Origin of the sequence: Saccharothrix obliqua (assembly GCF_019375475.1) — a bacterium.
Taxonomy (GTDB): Bacteria; Actinomycetota; Actinomycetes; order Mycobacteriales; family Pseudonocardiaceae; genus Actinosynnema; species Actinosynnema obliqua.
Genome location: NZ_JAHXGQ010000005.1, coordinates 30,361 through 53,618, shown reverse-complemented (window position 1 = coordinate 53,618; position 23,258 = coordinate 30,361). Strand labels below are relative to the sequence as shown.

General features: G+C 72.4%; 18 protein-coding genes and 1 tRNA gene. 15 read left to right on the top strand and 4 right to left on the bottom strand.

Going from position 1 to position 23,258, the window contains the following annotated elements:
- Nucleotides 1-73: 73 nt before the first annotated feature.
- Entirely contained in the window at nt 74-2,899 is a 2,826-nt protein-coding gene (locus KZQ38_RS17025) for an AfsR/SARP family transcriptional regulator (protein ID WP_219443079.1), read from the bottom strand.
- A gap of 211 nt (nt 2,900-3,110) precedes the next feature.
- Between KZQ38_RS17025 and KZQ38_RS17020 the strand changes: the two genes are divergently transcribed.
- The 8 genes from KZQ38_RS17020 to KZQ38_RS16985 all read left to right on the top strand — a co-directional run bounded on the left by KZQ38_RS17020 (nt 3,111) and on the right by KZQ38_RS16985 (nt 12,337).
- A complete protein-coding gene (locus KZQ38_RS17020; protein ID WP_257901633.1) occupies nt 3,111-4,136 on the top strand; it encodes an ADP-ribosylglycohydrolase family protein in 1,026 nt (341 codons plus the stop codon).
- Between the two features lie 207 nt (nt 4,137-4,343).
- Nucleotides 4,344-5,057, top strand: a complete 714-nt coding sequence (locus KZQ38_RS17015) for an NsdA family TPR-like regulatory protein (RefSeq protein ID WP_219443077.1) — start codon at nt 4,344-4,346, stop codon at nt 5,055-5,057.
- A gap of 410 nt (nt 5,058-5,467) precedes the next feature.
- Nucleotides 5,468-6,166, top strand: coding sequence for a response regulator transcription factor (locus KZQ38_RS17010; protein WP_219443076.1), 699 nt, complete (start codon nt 5,468-5,470; stop codon nt 6,164-6,166).
- The gene (locus KZQ38_RS17005) at nt 6,163-7,569 is read left to right on the top strand and encodes a sensor histidine kinase (RefSeq protein WP_219443075.1); all 1,407 of its coding nucleotides are present in this window, start codon (nt 6,163-6,165) and stop codon (nt 7,567-7,569) included. The genes KZQ38_RS17010 and KZQ38_RS17005 overlap by 4 nt, the downstream gene beginning before the upstream one ends.
- A 306-nt stretch (nt 7,570-7,875) precedes the next feature.
- Nucleotides 7,876-9,501, top strand: a complete 1,626-nt coding sequence (locus KZQ38_RS17000; RefSeq protein WP_219443074.1) for a vWA domain-containing protein — start codon at nt 7,876-7,878, stop codon at nt 9,499-9,501.
- 65 nt (nt 9,502-9,566) lie between these two features.
- Nucleotides 9,567-10,385 (top strand): DUF3592 domain-containing protein, encoded by an 819-nt coding sequence (locus tag KZQ38_RS16995; protein WP_219443073.1) that lies wholly within the window; start codon nt 9,567-9,569, stop codon nt 10,383-10,385.
- Between the two features lie 219 nt (nt 10,386-10,604).
- A complete protein-coding gene (locus KZQ38_RS16990; protein WP_308258445.1) occupies nt 10,605-11,525 on the top strand; it encodes a DNA-processing protein DprA in 921 nt (306 codons plus the stop codon).
- Between the two features lie 152 nt (nt 11,526-11,677).
- Nucleotides 11,678-12,337, top strand: a complete 660-nt coding sequence (locus KZQ38_RS16985; RefSeq protein ID WP_219443072.1) for a phosphoribosyltransferase — start codon at nt 11,678-11,680, stop codon at nt 12,335-12,337.
- 266 nt (nt 12,338-12,603) lie between these two features.
- Here the strand turns inward: KZQ38_RS16985 and KZQ38_RS16980 are convergent.
- A tRNA-Thr gene (locus tag KZQ38_RS16980) sits at nt 12,604-12,679 on the bottom strand.
- A gap of 275 nt (nt 12,680-12,954) precedes the next feature.
- Here KZQ38_RS16980 and KZQ38_RS16975 point away from each other — a divergent pair.
- The 3 genes from KZQ38_RS16975 to otsB all read left to right on the top strand — a co-directional run bounded on the left by KZQ38_RS16975 (nt 12,955) and on the right by otsB (nt 18,525).
- Nucleotides 12,955-14,355 (top strand): threonine/serine exporter family protein, encoded by a 1,401-nt coding sequence (locus KZQ38_RS16975; protein WP_257901632.1) that lies wholly within the window; start codon nt 12,955-12,957, stop codon nt 14,353-14,355.
- A 134-nt stretch (nt 14,356-14,489) separates the two neighbouring features.
- Entirely contained in the window at nt 14,490-15,926 is a 1,437-nt protein-coding gene (locus KZQ38_RS16970) for an alpha,alpha-trehalose-phosphate synthase (UDP-forming) (protein ID WP_219443071.1), read from the top strand.
- Between the two features lie 67 nt (nt 15,927-15,993).
- The gene (gene otsB, locus KZQ38_RS16965; protein ID WP_219443070.1) at nt 15,994-18,525 is read left to right on the top strand and encodes a trehalose-phosphatase; all 2,532 of its coding nucleotides are present in this window, start codon (nt 15,994-15,996) and stop codon (nt 18,523-18,525) included.
- A 33-nt stretch (nt 18,526-18,558) separates the two neighbouring features.
- Here the strand turns inward: otsB and radA are convergent, their stop codons facing one another.
- Nucleotides 18,559-19,929: a DNA repair protein RadA gene (gene radA, locus KZQ38_RS16960; RefSeq protein WP_219443069.1), complete on the bottom strand. Its 1,371-nt coding sequence runs from the start codon at nt 19,927-19,929 to the stop codon at nt 18,559-18,561.
- A gap of 168 nt (nt 19,930-20,097) precedes the next feature.
- Complete coding sequence (locus KZQ38_RS16955; RefSeq protein WP_219443068.1) at nt 20,098-20,796, bottom strand: copper chaperone PCu(A)C domain-containing protein; 699 nt, start codon at nt 20,794-20,796, stop codon at nt 20,098-20,100.
- A gap of 338 nt (nt 20,797-21,134) precedes the next feature.
- Between KZQ38_RS16955 and KZQ38_RS16950 the strand changes: the two genes are divergently transcribed.
- From KZQ38_RS16950 to KZQ38_RS16935, 4 genes are read left to right on the top strand one after another with little or no spacing between them, the layout of a single operon-like run.
- Nucleotides 21,135-21,623: a CarD family transcriptional regulator gene (locus KZQ38_RS16950; protein WP_065915127.1), complete on the top strand. Its 489-nt coding sequence runs from the start codon at nt 21,135-21,137 to the stop codon at nt 21,621-21,623.
- Nucleotides 21,624-21,650: 27 nt separating this feature from the next.
- Nucleotides 21,651-22,343 (top strand): 2-C-methyl-D-erythritol 4-phosphate cytidylyltransferase, encoded by a 693-nt coding sequence (gene ispD / locus KZQ38_RS16945; protein ID WP_219443067.1) that lies wholly within the window; start codon nt 21,651-21,653, stop codon nt 22,341-22,343.
- Nucleotides 22,340-22,807: a 2-C-methyl-D-erythritol 2,4-cyclodiphosphate synthase gene (gene ispF / locus KZQ38_RS16940; protein ID WP_219443066.1), complete on the top strand. Its 468-nt coding sequence runs from the start codon at nt 22,340-22,342 to the stop codon at nt 22,805-22,807. Before ispD ends, ispF begins: the two co-directional genes overlap by 4 nt.
- A 22-nt stretch (nt 22,808-22,829) precedes the next feature.
- Nucleotides 22,830-23,225: a PPOX class F420-dependent oxidoreductase gene (locus KZQ38_RS16935; protein ID WP_219443065.1), complete on the top strand. Its 396-nt coding sequence runs from the start codon at nt 22,830-22,832 to the stop codon at nt 23,223-23,225.
- Nucleotides 23,226-23,258: the final 33 nt, after the last annotated feature.

Sequence of the window (23,258 nt, the reverse complement as noted above, 5' to 3'; positions counted from 1 at the left end):
CCGATCCGCAAGAGCGTTGATCAGCGCACGTCACCAAGTTCCCACGAACCGCCGATAACGTGCTAAACGTCCGCTAAACCCCGGTGGTCAACGCTTCAAGGGCCGTTCGGACCAACATCGCCCGCGGCGAGCCGAGCCGTTCGAACAACCGCAGCGATTCCGCCAGCTCCGCTTGCGCCGCAACGGTTTCTCCGCGCTTGGCGAGCACCGAGCCGAGCACGTGCCTGCCGCACGCCTCCTCCACCTGGAGCGATCCACCCCGCGCCAGCTCGACGCCCTGCCGCGCGTTCTCCTCCGCCTCGGCGAGCAACCCGAGTTCGGCGTACAGCTCGGCGAGGTTGTTCAACGCCAGCACGTACGCCCGCTCGTGCCCGTGCCGGTGGTGGATCTCCATGGCCTGGAACTGGTGCTGCACCGCCGTTTCCAGGTGCCCCACGCGTTGCTCCACCTGCGCCATGTTGTTCAGCACGGTCGCCTCGCCGAGCGCGTCGCCCTCGCGCCGCGCGATCTCCAGCGCCTCCCGGTAGCGGGCCAGGGCCTCCTCGTGGCGGTCCTCCGCCGACAACACGCACGCCACCTGGTCCAGCGTCATCACCAGGTACCTCGGGTCGCCCAGCGCCACGGCGATCCCGTGCGCCCGCTCGGCTTCCGGCAGCTTGCCGCGCACGTCGCCGACCCACAGGTCGATGGCGTGCATCGCGTGCAGCACCAGCATCTCACCGCGCCGGTCGCCGATCACGCGTGCCGACGCGAGGCCGAACTCGGCGGCGGCCTGCCACTCCCGCCCGACCAGCCGCACCACGCAGTACGGGTACACCAACCGGACCAACTGCCAGACCTGCTGGTGCAGACCGGCTTCCGCGCCCGCGTGCACCAGGGCGATCAGGTTCGGCCACTCCTTGTCGAACCAGGACAACGCCTGGCCGGGTGTCGCGGGGCGGGGCGCGGTGCTGTGCTCGGCGTGCTTGACGGAGGTGAAGTCCAACGCGTCGTCGGTCGGCCGGAGCAGCCGGCGGGCGTGGTCGCACGCCGCCAGGTAGTGGTCCATCAGGCGGCGCAGCGCGGCGGTGCGGCGTTCCGGCCGCTCCGCGCCCAGCACCTCCCGCGCGTACAGCCGGACCAGGTCGTGCAGCACGAACCCGCCACGCCACTGCTCCACCAGCAGGTGGGCGTCGGCGAGGTCGGCCAGGCGGCCGGCGGCGGTGCCGAGGTCGGTGCGGCACAGCGCGGCGACCGCGTGCGGGCTCACCCACCGGCCGGGCACCAGCCCGGCGGCGCGGAACGCCTCCGCCAGCTCCGGCGGCAGGTTGCGGTAGGACACCGCGAGCGCCCGCGCCACGCCCACCCCGCTGTCGGCGAGGTCCAGCGCGCGCAGCCGGGCGTCGTCGTCGGAGAGCTGCGCCACCAGCGCCTCGACCGTCCACTCGGGACTGAACACCAGCTTGGCCGCGGCGATCCGCAACGCCAGCGGCAGGTTGCCGCACAGCTCGGCGAGCATCCGGGTGGCCACCGGTTCCTGTTCGGACAGCGGTTTGCCGACCACCTCGTCCACCAGCCGCACCGACTCGTCCTCGTGCAGCGTGTCCAGCGTCAGCATCCGCGCGCCGTTGCTGACCACCAGCGACTCCAGCTTGCGGCGGCTGGTCACCAGCACCACCGAGCCCGCGCCCGGCGGCAGCAGCAACCGGACCTGCTCGGGGTCGCGCGCGTCGTCCAGCACCACCAGCACCCGCCGCTTCGCGAGCACCGACCGGTACAGGCCGACCCGGTCGTCCAGGTCGCGCGGCACGCCGTCGGCGGGCACGCCCAGCGCCAGCAGGAACCGCGCCAGCACCTCGGCGGGCCGCACCGGCTCCCGGTCGGGCGCGAACCCGTGCAGCGCCGCGAACAGCAGGCCGTCCGGGAACTGCTCGGCCCGGCGGTGCCCCCAGGTCACCGCCAGCTCCGACTTCCCGATGCCGGGCGCGCCGTTGACGACGGCGACGGTCGTGGTGGTCGGGTCGCGCCCGTCGCACAGGCGGTCCAGCCAGGCCAGCTCCTCGTCCCGCCCGATGAACCCGCTGGCCGCGGCGGGCAGCTGCGCGGGCACCACGACGCCGGGTCGCGGCGGCACCGGCACGGCGGGCTCCGCCAGGCCGGGCGAGCTGAGCGCCGGGTCGTCCCGCAGCACCTGCTCGTGCAGCACGCGCAGCTCGGGGCCGGGGTCGATGCCGAGTTCGTCCACGACCAGGCGGTGGAACCGCTGGTACGCCTCCAACGCGTCGGCCCGCTGCCCGGACCGGTACAGCGCGCGCATGATGTGGCCGACCAGCCGCTCCCGGAACGGGTGCTCGCCGACGAGCTGCCGCAGCTCGCCGACGAGTTCCAGGTGCCTGCCCAGCTCCAGCTCGGCCTCGATGCGCTCCTCCAGCGCGGCGAGCCGCAGCTCCTCCAGGTCGGTGGTGATGGGGTCGCCGGGCACGTCGGACAGCACCTGGCCGCGCCACAGGCCGAGCGACTCGCGCAGCAGCTGCGCCCGGATCGGCGCGGGTTTGCCGCGTGCGGACGACACCAGCCGGCGGGCCCGGTGGAAGTCCAGCCGCCACGGGTCGACGGCGAGCTGGTAGCCGGGTGGCGTGGTGAGGATGCGGGCGGAACCCGCCGGGTCGGCCTGGTCCAGCATCCGCCGCAGGCGCGACACGTAGCCGTGCACGATGGTCCGCGCGGTGGCGGGCGGGTCGTCGGCCCACAGGCTGTCCACGATCTCGTCGATGGGCACGACCCGGTTCGCGGCCAGCACCAGCATCGCGAGCAGGCCGCGCATCCCCTTGCGGCCGATGACGAGCCGGCGGCCGTCGGCGAGCACCTGCAACGGCCCGAGGACGCCGAACTCCAGTCCGTTCCTGCCCCGCTCGGCCATGCCCCTCCCCCGCTCCGGTACGTGCCCGCTCGGTCGCGTCCGGTCCACCGCGTCCGGCACTGGATCAGGTGCGCCGGGTGCACCCTGAGATACCTGCGAGTAGATGTTGCTTCCTCAACTAGGCGTGCTCCCATGACCGGACGGGCCCGCGACGGCTAGGGTTTTGGCCCCCGGACGACGCAGTGCAGGAGGGCAAGTGCCGCGCGAGCCGATGAGCGTGGTCGACCGTGGCGCCGCCTGCCTGCTGGGCGGCGCACTGGGCGATGCCCTTGGCGCGCCCGTCCAGTACCTGGGTTGGACCGATATCCAACGAGACCACGGCCCGGAAGGTGTGCTGGAACCGCCGCGACCCGCCCTGGTGACCGACGACACCCAGCTCACCCTGTTCACCGCCGAGGGCTACCTGCGGGCGTGGGTGCGTGGGCGCAACACCGGCGAGTGGGCGCCCGTGGAGACCGTGTGGCACAGCTACCGCCAGTGGCTGATGACGCAGCAGTTCGCGGCACCGGAGCCCGGCACGACCGGTCTGGCGGGTGACGAGCGCCTGTACTCCAGCCGCTCACCCGGCCTGACCTGCCTGCGCGCGCTGGCGTCGGACACCGCGCCGACCCCGGAGGCGCCGCAGAACGAGTCGTCCGGCTGCAACGGCGTGACCAGGACCGCGCCCGCGGGCTTCGCGCCGAGCGCCGAGATCGCCTACGACCTCGGGTGCCGGTTCGCGGCGCTCACCCACGGCGGCACCGGGGGTTGGGTGTCCGGTGGCGCGTTCGCCCTGCTCATCCACCTGCTCGCGGTGCGCGGCCGACCGCTGCGGGAAGCCGTGGACCAGGTGATCGGGCGGGTGCTGCGGGACGACCCGTACACGGCGAACACGCTGAACCGGGCCGTGGTGTTCGCCGAGGAGCACCGGGCGCTGGGCTTCGAGTCGGTGCGCGTGGACCGGCTGGGCAGCGGCTGGACGGGGCCGGAGGCGCTGGCGATCGCCGTGCACACCGTGCTGGTGCACCCGCGGCGTGCCGAGTTCGTGGACGCGGTGCGTGCCGCCGCCAACCACTCCGGCGGCAGTGACGCCACGGCCGCGCTCACCGGCAACATCCTGGGCGCGTTGCACGGCACGGCCGCGTTGCCCCGGGACTGGTTGGCCGGGCTGGAGCTGGTGGACCTGCTGACCCGGCTCGGCAGCGACCTGGGGCACTCCGTGGTGGGTGCGGAGTTCGACTACGCGCGGTACGGGTAGGGGTAGCAGACGGCCTCGGCCGCACGTTCCCGAAAGCGTGCGACCGAAGCCGGCTCTCCACGCGGCCGGCGCCGGAGCACGCCCCGAGCGCGAAACCCGGCTGACCTGCGTGGAGCGGGGAAACCCGTGCGCGAGACCGTAGCAGAGCGCGTGTGAGGCATCACGCCCGGCCCCGGGTCGGCGTGATCGTGGACGGGGGGTGGGCCGGTGCCGGCGGGCGTGCGGGCGGTGACGCGGCTGCTGGTCTCGCTCGACGGCCTGCCGGGGACCCGCGACCTGGGTCCGCTGGCCGTGCGGCTGTTCCGCGCCGCGCCCGCGGCGGACCGGGAGGCGTTGGCGGAGCTGGCCGAGGTGACCGCGTGGGTGTTGTTCGAGGAGGAGCACCAGCGGTTGGCGCACGCGCACAACCTGGCGGCGCTCGCCCTCGCCCGGCCCGGTGGGGACGTGCACGTGCTCACGCTGCTCAACGCGTCCATGCAGCGCGCCCACGTCGGTCGGCTCGCGGAGGCGTTGGCGTTGGCCGACCGCGGTGAGGCGATGGCGCGTTCACCGAAGGTGCGGGCCATGTTCGCGTTGCGGGCGGCTCGTGCGCACTCGCGGGCGGGCCGTGCACGGGAAGCCCTGGCCGCGCTCGACCGCGCTCGGGACGCCCCGGCACACGACCCCACCGCGCCGCCGTGGGCGTGGTGGGTGGACGAGACCGAGCTGGCGGCCCACCGGGCGGCGGTGCTCGCGAACCTCGGCCGGCTGGAGGAGGCGGCGGCCACGTTCCCGTCCGCCGACCAGCTCCGGTTCCGGGAGGTCGTGGGCGCGATGCGGTACCGCACGTTGCGCGCGCTGGGCGAGTGGCCCGGCCCGCCGCCGACCTTCACCAGCCCCCGCGCCACCCGCACCGCCACCGGCCTCCGGCTCCCGCGCTGACCCGGCCCCACGCGACCAGCCTCCGACTCCCGCGCCGACCCGGCCCCACGCGACCAGCCTCCGACTCCCGCGCCGACCCGGCCCCACGCCTCCCAACAGCTCCGCGCCGACCCGACCCCACGCCACCGGTCTCCAATTCCCGCGCCGACCCGACCCCACGCCTCCCGACAGCTCCGGGCCGACCCGCGATACCGCCGACACCCCAGGCATGGCCCGGCCCCCGGCACACGGCCACCTCGGTCCGGGACCCGGCGACATCCGCGCGCCGGTGCCCCGTCACGCGGCGTCCGCGACGGGGCGCCGGCGCGGCGAGTCCAGCTCACCGGGAAGACCTGTCGCCTCCCTGTTGGTTACCTGTGGATCAAGGGCGGGGTTTCCCTCGCACGCGCGTAGTACCGCACCATGGACCCGTGGACAACGCCAACGCCGTTCGACTCCTCGTCGTGGACGACGAACCGCACATCGCGGACCTGGTCGCGACGGTCGCGCGGTACGAGGGCTGGCAGGCCGCGACGGCGGGCAGCGGCGAGGCGGCGCTCACCGCCGCCGCCGAGTTCCACCCCGACATCGTGGTGCTCGACCTCATGCTGCCCGACCTGGACGGCTTCACCGTGCTGGACCGGCTGCGGTCGTCCGGCGCGATGGTGCCCGTGGTGTTCCTCACCGCGCGTGACGGCACCGCCGACCGGATCGCGGGCCTGACCCGCGGTGGTGACGACTACCTCGTCAAGCCGTTCTCGGTGGAGGAGCTGATGGCGCGGCTGCGGGCCGTGCTGCGCCGCTCCACGGGACCGCAGTGGAAGCGGTCCGTGCTGAAGGTCGCCGACCTCGCCCTGGACGAGGACACCCGCGAGGTGCGGCGGGCCGGTCGGCTGGTCACCCTCACGCCCACCGAGTACGAGCTGCTGCGCTACCTCATGCGCCGCTCGCCCGCGGTGCTGACCAAGGCGCAGATCCTGGACCACGTGTGGGAGTACGACTTCGGCGGCCGGTCGAACGTCGTGGAGCTGGTCGTGTCGCACCTGCGCCGCAAGCTGGACGACGGCGCGCAACCGCTGATCCACACCGTGCGCGGCGTCGGGTACGTGTTGCGCAAGGCGCCCGAGTGACCCGCCTGCCCGACCGGCGCAAACCGCGGCTGGGCACCCGGCTCGCCCTCGGCCTGGGCGCGCTGGCGCTGGGCGTGTTCGCGGCCGTCGGCTACGTGATGGTCAGCAGCATGGAGAACTACCTCGCCGGCAAGCTCGACGACCAGATGAAGCAGTCCCAGATCGCGCTGGAGAAGGACCTCGTCGCGTCCGGCAGGCTGAACAAGATCTACGGCTGGTACGCGGCGGTCTACGACGTGCGGGACGGCCGGGCGACGCCGCGGCTGCCCGCGCAGCTCCCCGCCGACGCGACCGAGCTGGCCGAGGTCGCGGCGGAGGTGACCGGGGACGAGCCGGTGTTCCGCACGGCGCAGCTGAACGGCTCGACCTACCGCCTGCGCGGCTGCCCGTCGGGTGACGGCACGGTCCTGGTGAGCGCCGCGCCGATGAACGACCTGAACACCACCGTGCGGCAGCTCGTGATGGTGGTCGTGGGCACGTTCGTGCTGGCGTTGATCGCGTTCGTGGTGATCGGGCGTGCGGTGCTGCGGCGCGGCCTCCAGCCGTTGAGCGACATGGCGAAGACCGCGCACGACATCACGTCGCACGACCTGACCGACTCGGCGCGGCTGGCGGTGCGCGCGGAGGGCCGCAACGGCGGCGTGGAGGTGGAGGAACTGCGCTCGGCGTTCAACAAGATGCTGGAGCACATCGACTCCTCGCTGGCCGCCCGGACGGCCGCCGAGCAACGCCTGCGCCGGTTCATCGCGGACGCCTCGCACGAGTTGCGCACGCCGCTGACGTCCATCCGCGGTTACGCGGACCTGTTCCGCTACGCCGCCGCGAACGCGCCGGAGGAACGCGAGGCGCACCTGGAGCGGCTGCGGTCGGAGGCGGCGCGGATGAGCGTGCTGCTGGACGACCTGCTGCTGCTGGCGCGGCTGGACTCGGCCGAGTCGGAGACGCCCCTGCGGCCCGCCGAGCACGACCTGTCGGAGCTGGTGCGCGAGGCCGCCGACGCGTTCCAGGCGGCCCGCCCCGACCACCCGCTGCGGGTCGCCGAAGTCGGTCAGCCGCTGCGCCTGCGCTTCGACGCCCTGCGCCTGCGCCAGGTGGTGGACAACCTGCTCACCAACGCGGCCCTGCACACGCCGCCGGGCACGACGGTGTCGCTGGACGTCGGCGTGGAGAACGGCCACGCGACCGTGCGCGTGAGCGACGCCGGTCCGGGCATCCCGCCCGCCGAGCAGGCCCGCGTCTTCGACCGGTTCTACCGCGTGGACGACTCGCGCACCCGCGACCGGGGCGGCAGCGGCCTCGGCCTGGCCGTGGCGCACTCGCTGGTCGCGGCGCACGGCGGTGCCATCGAGCTGGACAGCCGACCCGGCGCGACCACGTTCACCATCCGCATCCCGCGGCACTAGGGCCTGTCCTCGAGGCCGGTGTGCCGCCGGCGAAACTTTCAGGAAGCCTGCCTGATAATTACCGCCCCGCCCGACCGCCGCCTTCCCGCGCCGGCGGGGGTGGTCCGGGCCGGGCTTCGGCTCCGCGGCCGGCCCCCTAGCGCGGCCGGTGGTGTGGTGGCACCCGGTCGGCGCAGGGGTAATCAGGCCGAATCGAGCAGTACGCGTCGGGACGCGCGTGGTTCCGCCAGGTGTGGACCGGTTTCCGGTCCGCACCCGGACCGCGCCCGCCCACCCGGACGGGCGCCCGAGCGAGAAGAGTCCCTGATGCATCGCTTCCGGAGACCGGCGCTGGCGGCCCTGGCCGCGTTGGCGCTGGCCGCGTCCGTCGCCCAGGCGACCGGCCCCGCCGGCGCCGCGCCCCTGCCGCCCGCGCCGCGCAAGTGCGGCCCGATGGACGTCGCCTTCGTGGTGGACGACACGGGCAGCATGGGCGGCGCGATCACCAACCTGAAGACCGGCATCAACCAGATCGCGCAGGAGGTCGAGAACCTGACCGGTTCCGACTACCGGCTGAGCCTGGTCACGTTCAAGGACAACATCACCGTCGTCAACAACTTCGCGGCCAACAACAAGGCGGCCGTCGTGGCGAGCGTCAACGCGCTGACCGTGAGCGGTGGCGGCGGGGAGCCGGAGGCGTCGGACGAGGCGTTGAACACGGTGGTGAACAGCCTCCCGGCCGCGGGCCGCCCGCAGAACGCGGACTTCACCGCGGGCTGGCGCTCCAACGCGACCCGGCTCACCGTGCTGATCACCGACGCCCGCCCCGGCGGCTTCGACGACACCTACACCGCGGCCGACAACACCAACGCGGCGCTGCGCGCGAACCAGGCGCTGGGCAACGGCATCAAGATCTCGTCCGTCTACGTGCCGACGTCGGGCGCGTACACCACGCCGATCGTGCCGATCATGCAGAACTACGCCAACACCACCGGCGGCCTCTACACGCAGGCGCAGGCCGACGGCAACGGCGTCAGCACGGCGATCGTCGAGTTCCTGCGCGACTGCAAGCGCAGCGACGTCTTCATCCGCGACCAGGTGACCGACACGGGCGTCGAACCGAACCCCGGCAGCCTGTTCTGGAACAGCCCGGACATCAAGGTCTGCCCGACCACGGCGGACTGCGGTCCCGGCATCCAGCCGGTGGTGGGCCAGGCGAACTGGGTCCACGTGCGCCTGACCAACCCGGGCCCGAACGCGACGGCCGACGGCCACGGCACGCTCAAGGTCTACCGGACCACGCCGGGCGGGTCGACCAACTGGAACCCCGTCACCAACGGCGACTGGACGTACATCGGCGAGCAGACCCTGACCGTGCCCGCGGGTGGCGTGACGGTGGCGAAGGTGCTGTGGAACCCGGTGCCCGGCCCCGGCCACTTCTGCCTCCTCGCCCGGTGGGTGTCGGCGAGCGACCCGATGACGTACCCCGAGGTCTCCGACACCGCGCTGAACACCAAGCGCAACAACAACATCGCGTGGCGCAACTTCCAGACCGTCCGGGTGAAGCCCGGCACGCCGGGCAAGTCCTGGTTCGCGGTCGGCAACGCCACGGAGCGCGCGGTCAAGACGGACCTGGTCATCACCAGCCCCGAACGGCCGCTGGTGTCCAACGGTCGCGTGATCGTGGACCTGGGTCCGCGCCTGTTCGAGCTGTGGCGCTCCACGGGCGCCCAGGGCGAGGGCGTGAAGCAGGCGGGCGGCACGGCCGTCGAGATCGCGGACCCGAAGCACGCCACCCTGGCCGGGCTGCCGATCAAGCCGGGTGAGCGCTTCACCGCCGAGCTGACGTTCATCGGCGGCACGCCGGGCACCTACGTGCAGCACGTCGTCCAGACCGTCAACGGGCAGGACATCGGCGGCGTCGGTTATCAGGTGATCGTGGACAAGGAGTAGCCGTGTGACGCGGCTGCGCCCCGTGGGCGTAGCCGCGTCTACTCGTGCCGTGGTAGGCATCGCGCGTGGGAGCGGTCGGCTGGCTCGTGCTCGTCGTCGGGTGCGGGGCGCTCGTGTACGCCGTGCGCCGGGTTCGACGTCGTGCCGGCCGTGGTCTCGCCGTGGGCACGGTGCTGGCGCGGGACGTGCTGTCGTTGCCGGACGAGACGCTGGACCCGGGGCCGTTGCACGCGAAGATGCGACGGCGGCTGGGGTACTCGGTGCTGCTCTTGGGGTGCTGGGTGGCCTTCGGGGTGTTCAGCGCCATGCTGTTCGTGATGCAGGCACGGGACGCCCAGTGGCTGCTCGACCACGGTGCTCGGACGACTGCCACGGTCACCGCCGTGCACCACCCGTCTCGGGGTATGCCGAGCATCGAGGTGGAGTTCTCGCGGCGGACCGTGGTGATCCACGGGTACGAGCCGTACTCGGTCGGTGACGCGGTGGAGGTGTTCTACGACCCGGCCGACCCGGGACGGGTGCGCACCGCCGACATGGCCAACCGGGACCCGTTGACGATCGTCGGCTGCGTGCTCGTGGCGGTGGCGGCCGGCGCGGGCCTGCTGGCGCAGGGCAGGCGCGTGCTGGGGTGGCGGCGGTGGTTCCGGTCGGTGGCCGACGCGGGGTGGCGGCGGGCGGTGCTGAGCACGGCGGACGTGCCGGGTGCGCCGCCGAGCCTGCTCGTCACGTTCCCGAACGGGGCGGTGCTCAAGGCACGCGGGTCGCGGGTCGGTGAGCAACCCGTGGTGGCGGGCGGGCGTCCGCCGCACCTGGTGGTCGTGCCGGCGGAGGGTCGACTCCTGCGCCTCACCACGCGAGTGTCCCGCGTCGGGCGTTCGGGCTGAGCCCGGAGACGCCTGACCCCCGGCATCTGGGTTCCGGCTCGTCCACCACGGGGTGGCCCACATGACACGGCTTGTACCAGCAACATCAGCGACCTAACATCGACCATCGAACATGCGTTCGATCCACAGCCGCGAAGGGGGCGATGCGTGATTTCCGGCCAACACCGCACCTTGCTCGCGACCTGCACCCACATCTCGCCACGCCCTACGCTGTCGGGCGTGGACACCTGGGACGCCGAGGAACGAGCCGCGCTGGTCGCGCTGCTGCGAACGCGACCCGAAGGCATGACGTGGTCGCAGATCACCGCGCAGGTGACGGAGATCGGGAGCGCACGAAAGCTCTGGGAACAGCACCGCCCGCCCACGCTGTTCACCGAAATGCTCGCGGCCGAACTGGGCACCGATGCGCTCGTCGAAGCCGCACGCGAGATCGACACCTGGAGGGATGCCGACTTCCGGTTCCACACCTTCCGGGACGACCAGTACCCCGCTCAACTCCGCGATGTGCATCAGGTGCCGCCCGTGCTGTTCACCCGCGGCACGTTGCTGCCTGGCGAGAACGCTGTCTCGGTCGTCGGCTCCCGGCGAGCTTCCGAACGAGCACTTCGGATGGCCGTCAGCCTGGCGGAACGACTGGTGGACCGCGGGATCACGGTACTGTCCGGTCTGGCCGAGGGAATCGACACGGCCGCCCACGTGACCGCACTCGACCGCGGGGGGCGAACCGTGGCGGTGATTGGCACGGGAATTCAGAAATACTACCCGGCGGCCAACCGCTCACTGCAGGACAGAATCGCAGCCGAGGGGCTGGTCATGTCGCAGTTCTGGCCGGATTCCCCGCCCAGCAAGTCCTCTTTTCCCATGCGGAACGCAACAATGAGCGCATACGGCCGTGTCACGATCATCGTCGAAGCCGGCGAGTTGAGCGGCACTCGGATCCAGGCCCGGTCCGCCGTGGCCCATGGTCGCCCGGTGATCCTCATGGGCGCGGTTGTCCGCGGCACCAACTGGGGCCGCGCACTGGTGGGGAAGCCCGGGGTGTACCAGGCCGAGACGCCCGATGAGGCGATCGACCACGTAAAGCGGATTACGAGCAGCGACAACCCGGCAGCCGGGATCCTCGCCCTGGCCAAGGGATGACCGGTTCGCCGGATCCGCTCTTCTACGCAACCCGGCAAGAACTCGTCCAACGAGTGGGTGGGTTCTTCCGGAATGCACGCCACGTTGTGGGGAGAACTTGTCGCGTATGTCGCCAGCCCGAGACCGAGACGGCCGGCTTGTGCTCGAGGTGCTTGACGCATAAGTCCGAGTTCGGCGCACGCCTCGCCGATGTCGCCCTCATCCTGACATATGTCCGAGGGTGGTCGACGACGAAACGAGTCGACCAGTCCGCGCACACCATGCGGGCGTACAAGGCCACGCCGCCCGCACAGAAGTGCGCACAGGACTTGGCGTACATGGTGGCTGCCGCCAGCACCATCCATGAACACTGCATTCCGGCGGTCCTGGGCTCCCGTTGGGAGAGCATCACGTTCGTGCCATCGGCGAAAACTCCGGGCGCGAGCCACCCGGTCGCCGAATTGGCCAGAACGGTCCGCGGAGTTCCGAGATCAGGTCGCTTCCTCCTCTCCCTGGCCGACAACTTCCACGAGTTGCCGGACCGGGCGGTGCGAGCAGACCGCTTCACCGTCGAAGACCGGTACCGGGACCGGGTCGAAGGGAAGCACGTACTCCTCGTCGAAGACACTTGGGTGACGGGCTCGAAGGCTCAGTCAGCCGCCATCACGTTGCACGACGCCGGTGCTGCCAAGGTCACCATCTTGTGCGTTGCCCGATGGTGCCGGGACGACTGGACAGGCCACAAGGAGTTCCTGGATTCACTGGACACCCCTTACGACGCATATGTGTGCCCTGTAGCTGCGCCTAATTGCCCGTACGACCCCGGCCAGTAGCCCCCGGGCTGACAACAGGCGGACCGGCACCGGGATTCCCTGGGCGCTCCGCGACGAGCCGACTCGCAGTCGGCCTGCGCATCGGTCCCGGAACCAGTGCGCACGGCCGCAACCCGATCAATGGGCGGTCTCGGCGGCGGTCCGGTACCGCCACATGCCGGCGGCTCCCGAACAGACGACGCCCCGAACTCGGTGGGCGAAGGCGGGAAACCGACCCGCCCGGCACCCCTGGCTGGTGGCGACCCGGGCAGGGGTGGCGCTGCGCTTGGAGCCGGTGAGGGGACTTGAACCCCTAACCTTTCGCTTACAAGGCGAGTGCTCTGCCAATTGAGCTACACCGGCGCGGCCGTCGGACGGGAACATCGTAAGCGCCCGCACCGGGTGCTACCTGCGGCGAACGGTCTGCTCACGGTGTTCCGCCGTTGGTCCATCCGGAGGCGGGCTGCCCGTCCGAGTGGGTCAGGAGGAGCGTAAAGGCGCTGGCCAGGGGTTTCAACAGAGCTGAACTCAATGTGATCGACTCACTCGTTCCGGGTACCCCTACCAGGGGTGGCGCATGACACAGCGGCGAATGTGACACCGTCGGGCGTGGCGCTGGGACCGATCACCGAGGAGGGATGCACGTGTGGCTGCGGCGCAGGCGTTACCGCGACCCGAGGACCGCTCCCGGCCTGTGGCAACCGATCGAGGGACCGTCCCTCCCGGACGACTCGACCGTCCACCTGGTGATCGACCTCGCGCTGCGGGTGGGTGAGGTCCAGCTCGCGAGCGGCGCGGGGGCGGCTGATGTCACGGCCACCGTGATGGCCGTCGCGGACGCCTACGGGTTGCCGCGCACCGAGGTGGACGTGACGTACACCTCGATCACGATCTCGTGGCACCGCGGCCGGGAGGCGGCACCGATCACGTCGTTGCGCGTGGTGCGCTCCCGGAGCACCGACTACACGCGGCTGGCCGTGCTGGAGGACCTGATCCGCCGGATCGTGGCGGACGAGATCAAGGCGCCCGACGCGTACGCGGAGCTGGACCGCATCACCCGGCAGCCCCACCCCTACCGGCGGTGGGTGGCGACGTGCGCGTGGGCGGGCATGGCGGCGGCGGTGGCGTTCCTGGTGGGTGGTGGCCCGTTCATCGCCCTGTCGGCGGCCCTGGTGACGGCGGTGGTCGACCGGGTGGGCCGGATGCTCAACCGGCGCGAGGTCCCGTTCTTCTTCCAGCAGGTGGTCGGCGGCGCGCTGGCGGCGACCGCCGCGCTCGGGCTCTACGCGACGGACCTGCTGCCCGGCCTGCGACCGTCGCTGCTGGTGTCGACCGGCATCGTGGTGCTGCTGTCCGGGTTGTCCCTGGTCGGCGCGGTGCAGGACGCGATAACCGGCTACCACGTGACGGCCGCCGGCCGGTCCATCGAGATCGGCCTGCTGACGGCGGGCCTGATCACCGGCATCACGCTCACCCTGCGCGCGGGCGTGCAGCTGGGTGTGCAGACGACGATCGCGGACCCGCTGCCGCCGCTGATCTCGGTCGTGCCGATGCAGTTCGCGGCCGGCGGCGTGACCTCGCTGTTCTTCGCGCTGGCCAGCTACGCGCCGCTGCGGGCGCTGCCGATCGCCGCGGCGGCGGGCGCGGTGGGCACGGCCACCTACGGCCTGCTGGCGCTCACCGGCACGAACACCATCACGTGCGCGGCGGTCGCGGCGACGGTGGTGGGCTTCGGCGGCGCGGTGATGTCCCGGCGGCTGCGGACGCCGGCGCTCGTGGTGTCCGTGGCCGGGATGGTGCCGCTGCTGCCCGGTTGGACCACCTACCGCGGTCTTTACCAGCTCACCGTGGAGGGTGACGGCAGCGGCCTGTCGACCCTCGTGCTGGCCGCCGGCACGGCGTTGGCGCTGGCCAGCGGGGTGGTGCTGGGCGAGTTCCTGGGCAGGCCGGTCCGGTCGGGCCTCAGCAGGCTGGAGCGGAAGCTGGCAGGGTCGAGGTTGTCCGGCCTACCGCGTCCAGCCAGGCGCCGGGGGCACTGAGCACCCGGACGGCCGTGACGTACGTCCAACCTGGTTGAACGCGGTGTGACGGCGATGACGCCGGGGCATCCGGAACGAGCGTTCCCGTTAACCTCGGGTGCGGGCGAGACGAATCCCATAGGAGGCGTTACCCGGTGAGCAGCATTGGCGAGCACGGCGCGGACTTCCTGGTCGTGGCGAACCGCCTGCCGGTCGACCTGGAGCGCTTGGAGGACGGCACCCAGCGCTGGAAGCACAGCCCCGGCGGCCTGGTGAGCGCGCTGGAGCCGTTCCTGCGCTCGCACAGCGGCGCGTGGGTCGGGTGGCCGGGCATCGCGGACGCCGAGGTGGAGGCGTTCGAGGAGGACGGCCTCCAGCTGCACCCGGTGTCGCTCAGCTCGGCGGAGGTCCGGGACTACTACGAGGGCTTCTCCAACGGCACGCTGTGGCCGCTCTACCACGACGTGGTGGCGCCGCCCGCGTTCCACCGCCGCTGGTGGAACACCTACGTGCGGGTGAACCAGCGGTTCGCGGACGTGACGGCGAAGGTCGCGGCGCAGGGCGCGACGGTGTGGGTGCAGGACTACCAGCTCCAGCTGGTGCCCGCCATGCTGCGCGAGCTGCGGCCGGACCTGCGGATCGGCTTCTTCCTGCACATCCCGTTCCCGCCGGTCGAGCTGTTCATGCAGCTGCCGTGGCGGACGGAGATCATCCGCGGCCTGCTCGGCGCCGACCTGGTCGGCTTCCACCGGCCGGGTGGCGCGCAGAACTTCCTGTGGCTGGCCCGCCGCCTGGTGGGCCTGGAGCCGAGCCGGGGCGCGGTCGGCGTGCGCACGCGGCCCGGCGTGGTGCAGGTCGGCGACCGCACGGTGCGGGTGGGCGCGTTCCCGATCTCCATCGACTCGGCGGGCCTGGACGCGCTGGCCCGCAGCAAGGACGTCCAGCAGCACGCGCGGCAGATCCGCGAAGACCTCGGGAACCCGAAGAAGATCCTGCTCGGCGTGGACCGGCTGGACTACACCAAGGGCATCGACGTCCGGCTGCGCGCGCTGTACGAGCTGATCGCCGACGGCCGGGTGGACCCGACCGAGGTGACCATGGTGCAGCTCGCGACGCCGAGCCGCGAGCGCGTCGACCACTACAAGCAGATGCGTGGCGAGATCGAGCAGGCCGTCGGCCGGATCAACGGCGAGTTCTCCACCGTGGGCCACCCGGTCGTGCACTACCTGCACCAATCGGTCGACCGACGCGAGCTGACGGCGTTCATGTCGGCCGCCGACGTCATGGTCGTGACACCCGTCCGGGACGGCATGAACCTCGTCTGCAAGGAGTACGTGGCGTCCCGCTACGACCTGGGCGGCGCGCTGGTGCTGTCCGAGTTCGCGGGCGCGGCGGCGGAGCTGACGAGCGCTTTCCTGGTCAACCCGCACGACCTCGACGGCGTGAAGAACGCGCTGGAAGCGGCCCTCACGCTGGATCCGGCGGAAGGTCGCCGTAGGATGCGCGCGCTGCGCCGCCAAGTCCTCACGCACGACGTCGACCGATGGGCTCGCTCGTTCCTTGACGCCTTGGGTACGCAGACTGCGGTCTGACCGGGACTTTTCGGAATCGGTTCAGACCACGCACCCGACCTGTCCCACCGAGTCTTGAGGAGGGGCGTTGACCGCCGAGGCCCTCCCCGCCGAACTTCGCCGTGCGATCGTCCAGCTCGCGCGCACACCGCGCCTGCTGGTCGCCTGCGATTACGACGGGACACTGGCTCCGATCGTGGCCAACCCTGAGGACGCCCGCCCGCTGCCCGAGTCGGTGGGCGCGCTGCGCTCGCTGGCCGGGCTGCACGAGACGACCACCGCCGTGATCTCCGGGCGCGCGCTGCGCGACCTGGCGACCCTGTCCCGGCTGCCGTCCGAGGTGCACCTCGTCGGTTCGCACGGATCGGAGTTCGACGTCGGCTTCGTGCACGCGCTCGACGCGGAAGCGCGCGCGCTGCACCGCCGGCTGGAAGCCGAGCTGGAAGGGATCGTCGAGGGTCACGGGGGCGTGACCCTGGAGGTGAAGCCCGCGAGCATCGCGGTGCACGTGCGCCGTGCGGAACCCCCCGTGGGGGAGCGGGTTCTGGAGGCCGTGCGCGGTGGACCCTGCACCTGGGAAGGCGTGCAGGTGACCGAGGGCAAGGCCGTCGTGGAGCTGGCCGTCGTCCAGACCGACAAGGGCCACGCCCTCGACGTGCTGCGGCACCGCGTGTCGGCGACCGCCGCCGTGTTCGTCGGCGACGACGTGACCGACGAGAAGGCGTTCGCCCGGCTGACCGGCCCCGACGTGGGCATCAAGGTCGGCGACGGCGAGACGCTGGCCGGCTACCACATCGACGACACCGTGGACGTGGCGACCGTGCTGGCGTTCCTGCTGGAGGAGCGCCGGGCGTGGCTGCACGGCGACCAGGCGGTGCCGATCGAGCGCATGACGATGCTCGCCAACGAGCGCTCCGTCGCGCTGCTCACCCCGGACGCCCGGGTCAACTGGCTGTGCCACCCCGAGCCGGACTCGGCGGCCGTGTTCGCCGACCTGCTCGGCGGCCCGTCCGCGGGCCACTTCTCGATCAAGCCGGAGCACGGCTCGCTGCCGCTGGGCCAGCGCTACGTGCCGGGCACGATGATCGTGGAGACCCGCTGGTCGCGGCTGCTGGTCACGGACTACCTGGACCACGACCTGGCCTCGCACCGGACCGACCTGGTGCGGCGCGTGTCCGGTTCCACGAACGCCGTGATCACGTTCGCGCCGCGCCCCGAGTTCGGCCAGGTGCCGGTGCGCCTGCTGCGCGAGCGGGACGGCCTGCGGGTGGTCGGCACGTCCGACCCGATGGTGCTGCGCGCGCCGGGCGTCGACTGGGAGATCACCAGCGACGGCCTCCAGGAGACGGCCACCGCGGTGGTCCGGCCGCGTGAGGGCGCGCCCATCGTGCTGGAGCTGCGGTGCGGCACGGACGACCTGTCCGAGGCCACGCTGGGCGAGGCGGAGCGGCGGGCCCGCGCGGGCGCGTTCTGGTCGGACTGGGCGGCGACGCTGCGGCTGCCGCCCGTGGAGTCGGAGCTGGTGCTGCGCTCGGCGCTGACCCTCAAGGGCCTGGTGCACCACGAGACCGGCGCGATCATGGCGGCGGCCACCACGTCGCTGCCCGAGGAGATCGGCGGCATCCGCAACTGGGACTACCGGTACTGCTGGCTGCGTGACGCGGCGCTGACCGCGCAGGCGCTGGTGTCGGTGGGCTCGACGGGCGAGGCCGAGTCGTTCCTCGGCTGGGTGCACGGCGTGCTCGGCACGCTGCCCGGCCCGGAGCGGCTGCACCCGCTGTACACGCTCCAGGGCACCATGCTGGGCGCGGAGGCCGTCATCGACACCCTGCCGGGCTACGCGGGCTCACGCCCCGTGCGCGTCGGCAACCTGGCCAACCAGCAGGTCCAGCTCGACGTGTTCGGTCCGGTGGTGGACCTGGTGGTGCAGCTCGCGCACGCGCGCGGCTCGCTGACCGACCCGGACTGGGCCATGGTGCGCGCGATGGCCGAGGCGGTCGCCCGCCGCTGGCACGAGCCGGACCACGGCATCTGGGAGGAGCGTCACGCGCCTCGTCACCACGTGTACTCGAAGGTTATGTGCTGGGTGACGCTGGACCGGGCGGTCGCGTTGGCGGAGGCGTACGGGCGGGTCATCGACCCCTCGTGGCCGGTGCTGCGCGACACCATCGCCAACGACGTGCTCAAGCACGGCTGGAGCGAGGAGGCGCAGGCGTTCACCACGGCGTACGACGGCGACGACCTCGACGCCGCGTCCCTGCACGTGGGCCTGTCCGGGTTGATCGACCCGGCGGACGACCGGTTCCAGGCGACCGTGACGGCGATCGAGGCGGAGCTGCGCTCGGGCTCGACCGTCTACCGCTACCGGCGGGACGACGGCCTGCCCGGTGACGAGGGCGGCTTCCACCTGTGCGCGGCGTGGATGATCGAGGCGTACCTGCTGACCGGCCGCCGCACCGAGGCGGAGGAGCTGTTCGCCCAGATGGTGGACGCGGCCGGGCCGACGGGTCTGCTGCCCGAGGAGTACGACCCGATCGCGGAGCGCTCGCTGGGCAACCACCCGCAGGCGTACAGCCACCTGGGGCTGATCCGCTGCGCGCAGCTGCTCGCGGCGAAGTAGCCGGACGGGGCGCGGCAGCCGGCCGCGCCCCCGCTACTTGTGCAGCTTGAGGAGCTGGAGGGCTTCCAGCAGGTCGTGCGCGACGAGGGCCCGCGTGTCCGGCGGCAGCGGCCCGGCGTCCGGCGGCACCAGGGCCTTGGTGTAGCCGAGGCGGGCGGCCTCGGTGAGCCTGCGCCCGACCCCGTTCACGCGGCGCAGCTCGCCCGACAGGCCCACCTCGCCGACCACCACGAGGTCGTGCGGCAGGGGCTGGTCCACGGCCGCGGAGGCGACCGCCAGGGCCAGCGCCAGGTCCACGGCGGGTTCCACCAGCCTCATGCCGCCGACCGTGGCGGTGAACACGTCCTTGTTGTGCAGCGCCAGCCGGCCGCGCTTCTCCAGCACGGCGAGCGCCATCGCGACCCGCGCCGAGTCCAGGCCGCTGACCGCGCGGCGCGGCGACGGCAGGTTGGTCGGTGTCACCAGCGCCTGCACCTCGCCCAGCATCGGCCGCTTGCCCTCCACCACCACGGACACGGCCGTGCCGGTGACGTCCTGGTCGCGCCGGTTGAGGAACAGGCCGGACGGGTCCGGCACGCCCACGATGCCGTCGTCGCGCAGCTCGAAGCAGCCCACCTCGTCGGCGGGCCCGTACCGGTTCTTGATGCCGCGCACCAGGCGCAGGCTGGAGTGCCGGTCGCCCTCGAACTGGAGCACCACGTCCACCAGGTGCTCCAGCACCCGCGGCCCGGCCACCGAGCCGTCCTTGGTGACGTGGCCGACCAGCACGATCGGCAGCCCGCGCTCCTTGGCCAGCGCGACCAGGCTCGCCGTGACGGCACGCACCTGCGTGACGCCGCCCGGCGTGCCGTCGACCTCGGGCGAGAGCATGGTCTGCACCGAGTCCACGATCAGCACGCCCGGCCGCACGGCCTCCACGTGCCCGAGCACGGCGCCCAGGTCGCTCTCCGCGGCGAGGTACATCTGGCCGTGGATGTTGCCGGTGCGCTCGGCACGCAGCCGCACCTGGCCGGCCGACTCCTCGCCGGTGATGTACAGCGACGGGACGCCGCCCTTGGCCGCCCACTGGTAGGCGACCTCCAGCAGCAGGGTCGACTTGCCCACGCCGGGCTCGCCCGCGAGCAGCACCACCGCGCCCGGCACCAGGCCGCCGCCGAGCACGCGGTCCAGCTCGGACACGCCGGTGCGGCGGGCGCGGGCGGACTCCACGTCCACCTCGCCGATGGGGCGCGCGGGTGAACTCGGCGCGCCCGCCACCAGCCGGGTGCCTGCCGACCTGGGCACGCCGCGTTCCTCGACGGTGCCCCACGCCTGGCACTCGGGGCAGCGCCCCACCCACTTCGCCACCTCGTGCCCGCACTCCGCGCACCGGTACGCGACCACCGCCCGCCCGTTCTTCGCCACGGCACGCAGGCTAACGACCGGCACCGACAGCGGCGGCGGGCACCGGGCGGCCGGGAAACGCGAAGACCCGCCCCTGGCGGGACGGGTCTCACACATCCGGGGACAAGAGAACCCGAAAACGATCGAAGACCCGCCCCTGGCGGGACGGGTCTTCGATCAGAACCGGACTCAGTGCCCGGCTTCGGGCTCCGCGCGCGGCTCGGGCGACGCGCCGATCGGCACGTCCAGCACCAGCGGGCCGGCCTTCTCGAACAGGAACGTCATCCGCAGCGTCTGGCCGGGGCGCAGGTCCTGGGTGAGGCCCTTGAGGGTGATCTTCACCTTGCCCGGCTCGGTCGGCGCGGCCGACGCGGGGAGCTTGGTGGTCGTCGGCAGGGCCGAGGCGTCACCGGGCGGCACCGGGGAGCCGGTGGTCGTCGTCCCGCCGGACGTCGGCGTCACCGAACCGGTGGTCGCCGAGCCGGTGGTCGTCGCCGAGCCGGTCGTCGCCGAGGTCGTCGGGGCGGAGGAACCGGTCGGGTGGCTGCCCGCGTCGTCCTGGTCGGTGCCGCTCTGGATGGCCGTGAACGGCTCCAGCTCGACGTCACCCGACAACTCCCCACCACCGGCGATGTCCGCCGTCACGGAGAGCAGCTTGTCCGCCTGCTCGGCGGCGTTGTTGGCGATCAGCACCACCACGGGCGCGTCGTCGCCCTGCCGGTAGTAACCCTCCGCGACCGGGAACAGGAGCTGGGCGTCGCGGACGGCGATGTCGCCGACCGTGCCGCTCGCACCGTTCACCGCCGCGACCTGGGTGTCGGTCTGGGTGATCTGACCTGCGCTACAGCCTGCGACGGCCAGGCCGAGGCCCGCCGCGAGTGCGGCCACGACGGCCAGGCGGCGAGGCGCTGGGGACTTGTGCTGTGCGCGACCCACGGCTGCTCGGATCCTTCCGGTGTGCTGACCTGGCGGCGCCCTACCCCGGTAGTAGCGGGTCGGCCACCAGTCCAGGAGCCTAACCGGGCCGCCGATCAACGGCCTCACGTGGTGCCCCGCAGCACTCCGGGCCGTCCACTGTGGAGCAAGATCGACCTCGCCCGTTGCACGCGAACAGGTGGTTTGTCAACCCCCCGCGCGGCCCTGACCAGCGCGAACTGATCTCCGCACACCGAAGAGGGGATTGCTCGGCGTGTTAGGATGGGGTTAGCGAAAGGGGCAGAGGACACATGGTTTTCAAGGTCGGAGAGACCGTCGTCTACCCGCACCACGGTGCCGCTCTCATCGAAGCGATCGAGACCCGTGTGATCAAGGGCGAGGAGAAGAAGTACCTCGTCCTCAAGGTCGCCCAGGGCGACCTGACGGTCCGCGTCCCCGCCGACAACGCCGAGATCGTCGGCGTGCGCGACGTCGTCGGCCAGGAGGGTCTCGACCGGGTCTTCGAGGTCTTGCGCGCTCCTCACACGGAGGAGCCGACCAACTGGTCCCGGCGGTACAAGGCCAACCTGGAGAAGCTCGCGTCCGGTGACGTGAACAAGGTGGCCGAAGTGGTGCGCGACCTCTGGCGGCGCGAGAAGGACCGCGGACTGTCCGCTGGTGAGAAGCGGATGCTGGCGAAGGCTCGACAGATACTGGTCAGCGAACTGGCGCTCGCCGAGGGCACCGACGAGGACAAGGCCGAGGTCCTCCTCGACGAGGTTCTCGCCACCGCGTCCTGAGCACCGACACAAGAGAAGACCGCGAACATGGGTGTGGTCGCGCTCGTGCCCGCGGCGGGCCGGGGAGAGCGGCTGGGTTACGGGTTGCCCAAGGCACTCGTGCCCGTCGGCGGCGTTCCGCTGCTGGTGCGCGCGGTGCGCGGCCTGTTCGCCTCGGGCCGCGTGCGGCACGTGGTGATCGCCGCTCCGGTGTCCGATGTGGACGAAGTTCGTGCTGTCACCGCCCCGTTGGCCCCGGCCGGCGGGGCGGTGCTCGTGCTGGCGGGCGGTGCCGAGCGGTCCGATTCGGTCCGGTTGGCCCTGGTCCACGCGTTGCGCGAGCTGCCGGGCACCACGACGGTGCTGGTGCACGACGCGGCACGGGCGTTCACCCCGCCGGACGTGGTCGCGGCCGTGGTGGACGCCGTCGAAGCGGGTCACGAGGCCGTCGTGCCGGTGCTGCCGGTGGTGGACACCGTGAAGCAGGTCGACGCCGACGGCGTCGTGGTGGCGACACCGGACCGCGCCGCGCTGCGGGTCGTGCAGACGCCGCAGGGCTTCGCCGCGTCGGTGTTGCTGCGCGCGCACGAGTCGGGCCTGCTCGCCACGGACGACGCGGGCCTGGTGGAACGCCTCGGCGTGCGGGTCGCCACCGTGCCCGGCCACCAGGACGCCTTGAAGATCACCACCCCGTTCGACCTCGCGGTCGCGGAGGCGCTGCTCGTGGGAGGTCGCGCGTGAGGGTCGGCATCGGCACCGACGTCCACCAGGTCGAGCCGGGCCGGGACTGCTGGCTCGCCGGGTTGTTCTGGGAGGGCGTGGCGGGCTGCGCCGGCCACTCGGACGGCGACGTCGCGGCACACGCGTTGTGCGACGCCCTGCTGTCGGCGGGCGGGCTCGGCGACCTGGGCGCGGTGTTCGGCACCGGCGACCCGCGCTGGGCGGGCAGGCACGGCGTGGAGTTCCTGGCGGAGGTGCGCGTGCTGCTCGCCGCGGAGGGCCTGCGGGTGGGCAACGCGGCCGTCCAGGTGATCGGCAACGCGCCCAAGGTCGGCAAGCGCCGGGCGGAGGCGCAGCGGGTGCTGTCCGACGCCGTCGGCGGCCCCGTCTCGGTCAGCGGGACGACCACGGACGGCCTGGGCCTCACCGGCCGGGGTGAGGGCATCGCGGCCGTCGCGACCGCGCTCGTCGTGCCGCTGGGGTGATCACGGCGCTAGCCTGACCGCCATGGCGATCAACCTCAACGAGGTCACGCGGGCCCTGGTGGACGGGCGGAACTACGCCACGATCTCCACGCTGAACAAGGACGGCAGCCCGCACAGCTGCGTCATGTGGATCGCCCGCGACGGCGACGACCTGCTGTTCTCGACCGTGCGCGGCCGGGTGAAGGAGCGCAACCTCGCCCGCGACCCGCGGGCGAGCGTCACGTTGTGGGACAAGGAGAACCCGGAGACCTACGTGGAGTTCCGGGGCACCGTCGCCATCACCGACGACGAGGGGCGCGCCCTGGTGGAGTCGCTGGCGCTCAAGTACCTCGGCGAGCCGTACCCGCCGGAGGACCCGTCGGTGGAGCGCGTCGTGCTGCGGCTGACCCCGACGAAGATCACCGGCAACGCGGCCTGAGCGAGCGCGCGTACCGCGGCCGACCCCGACCAA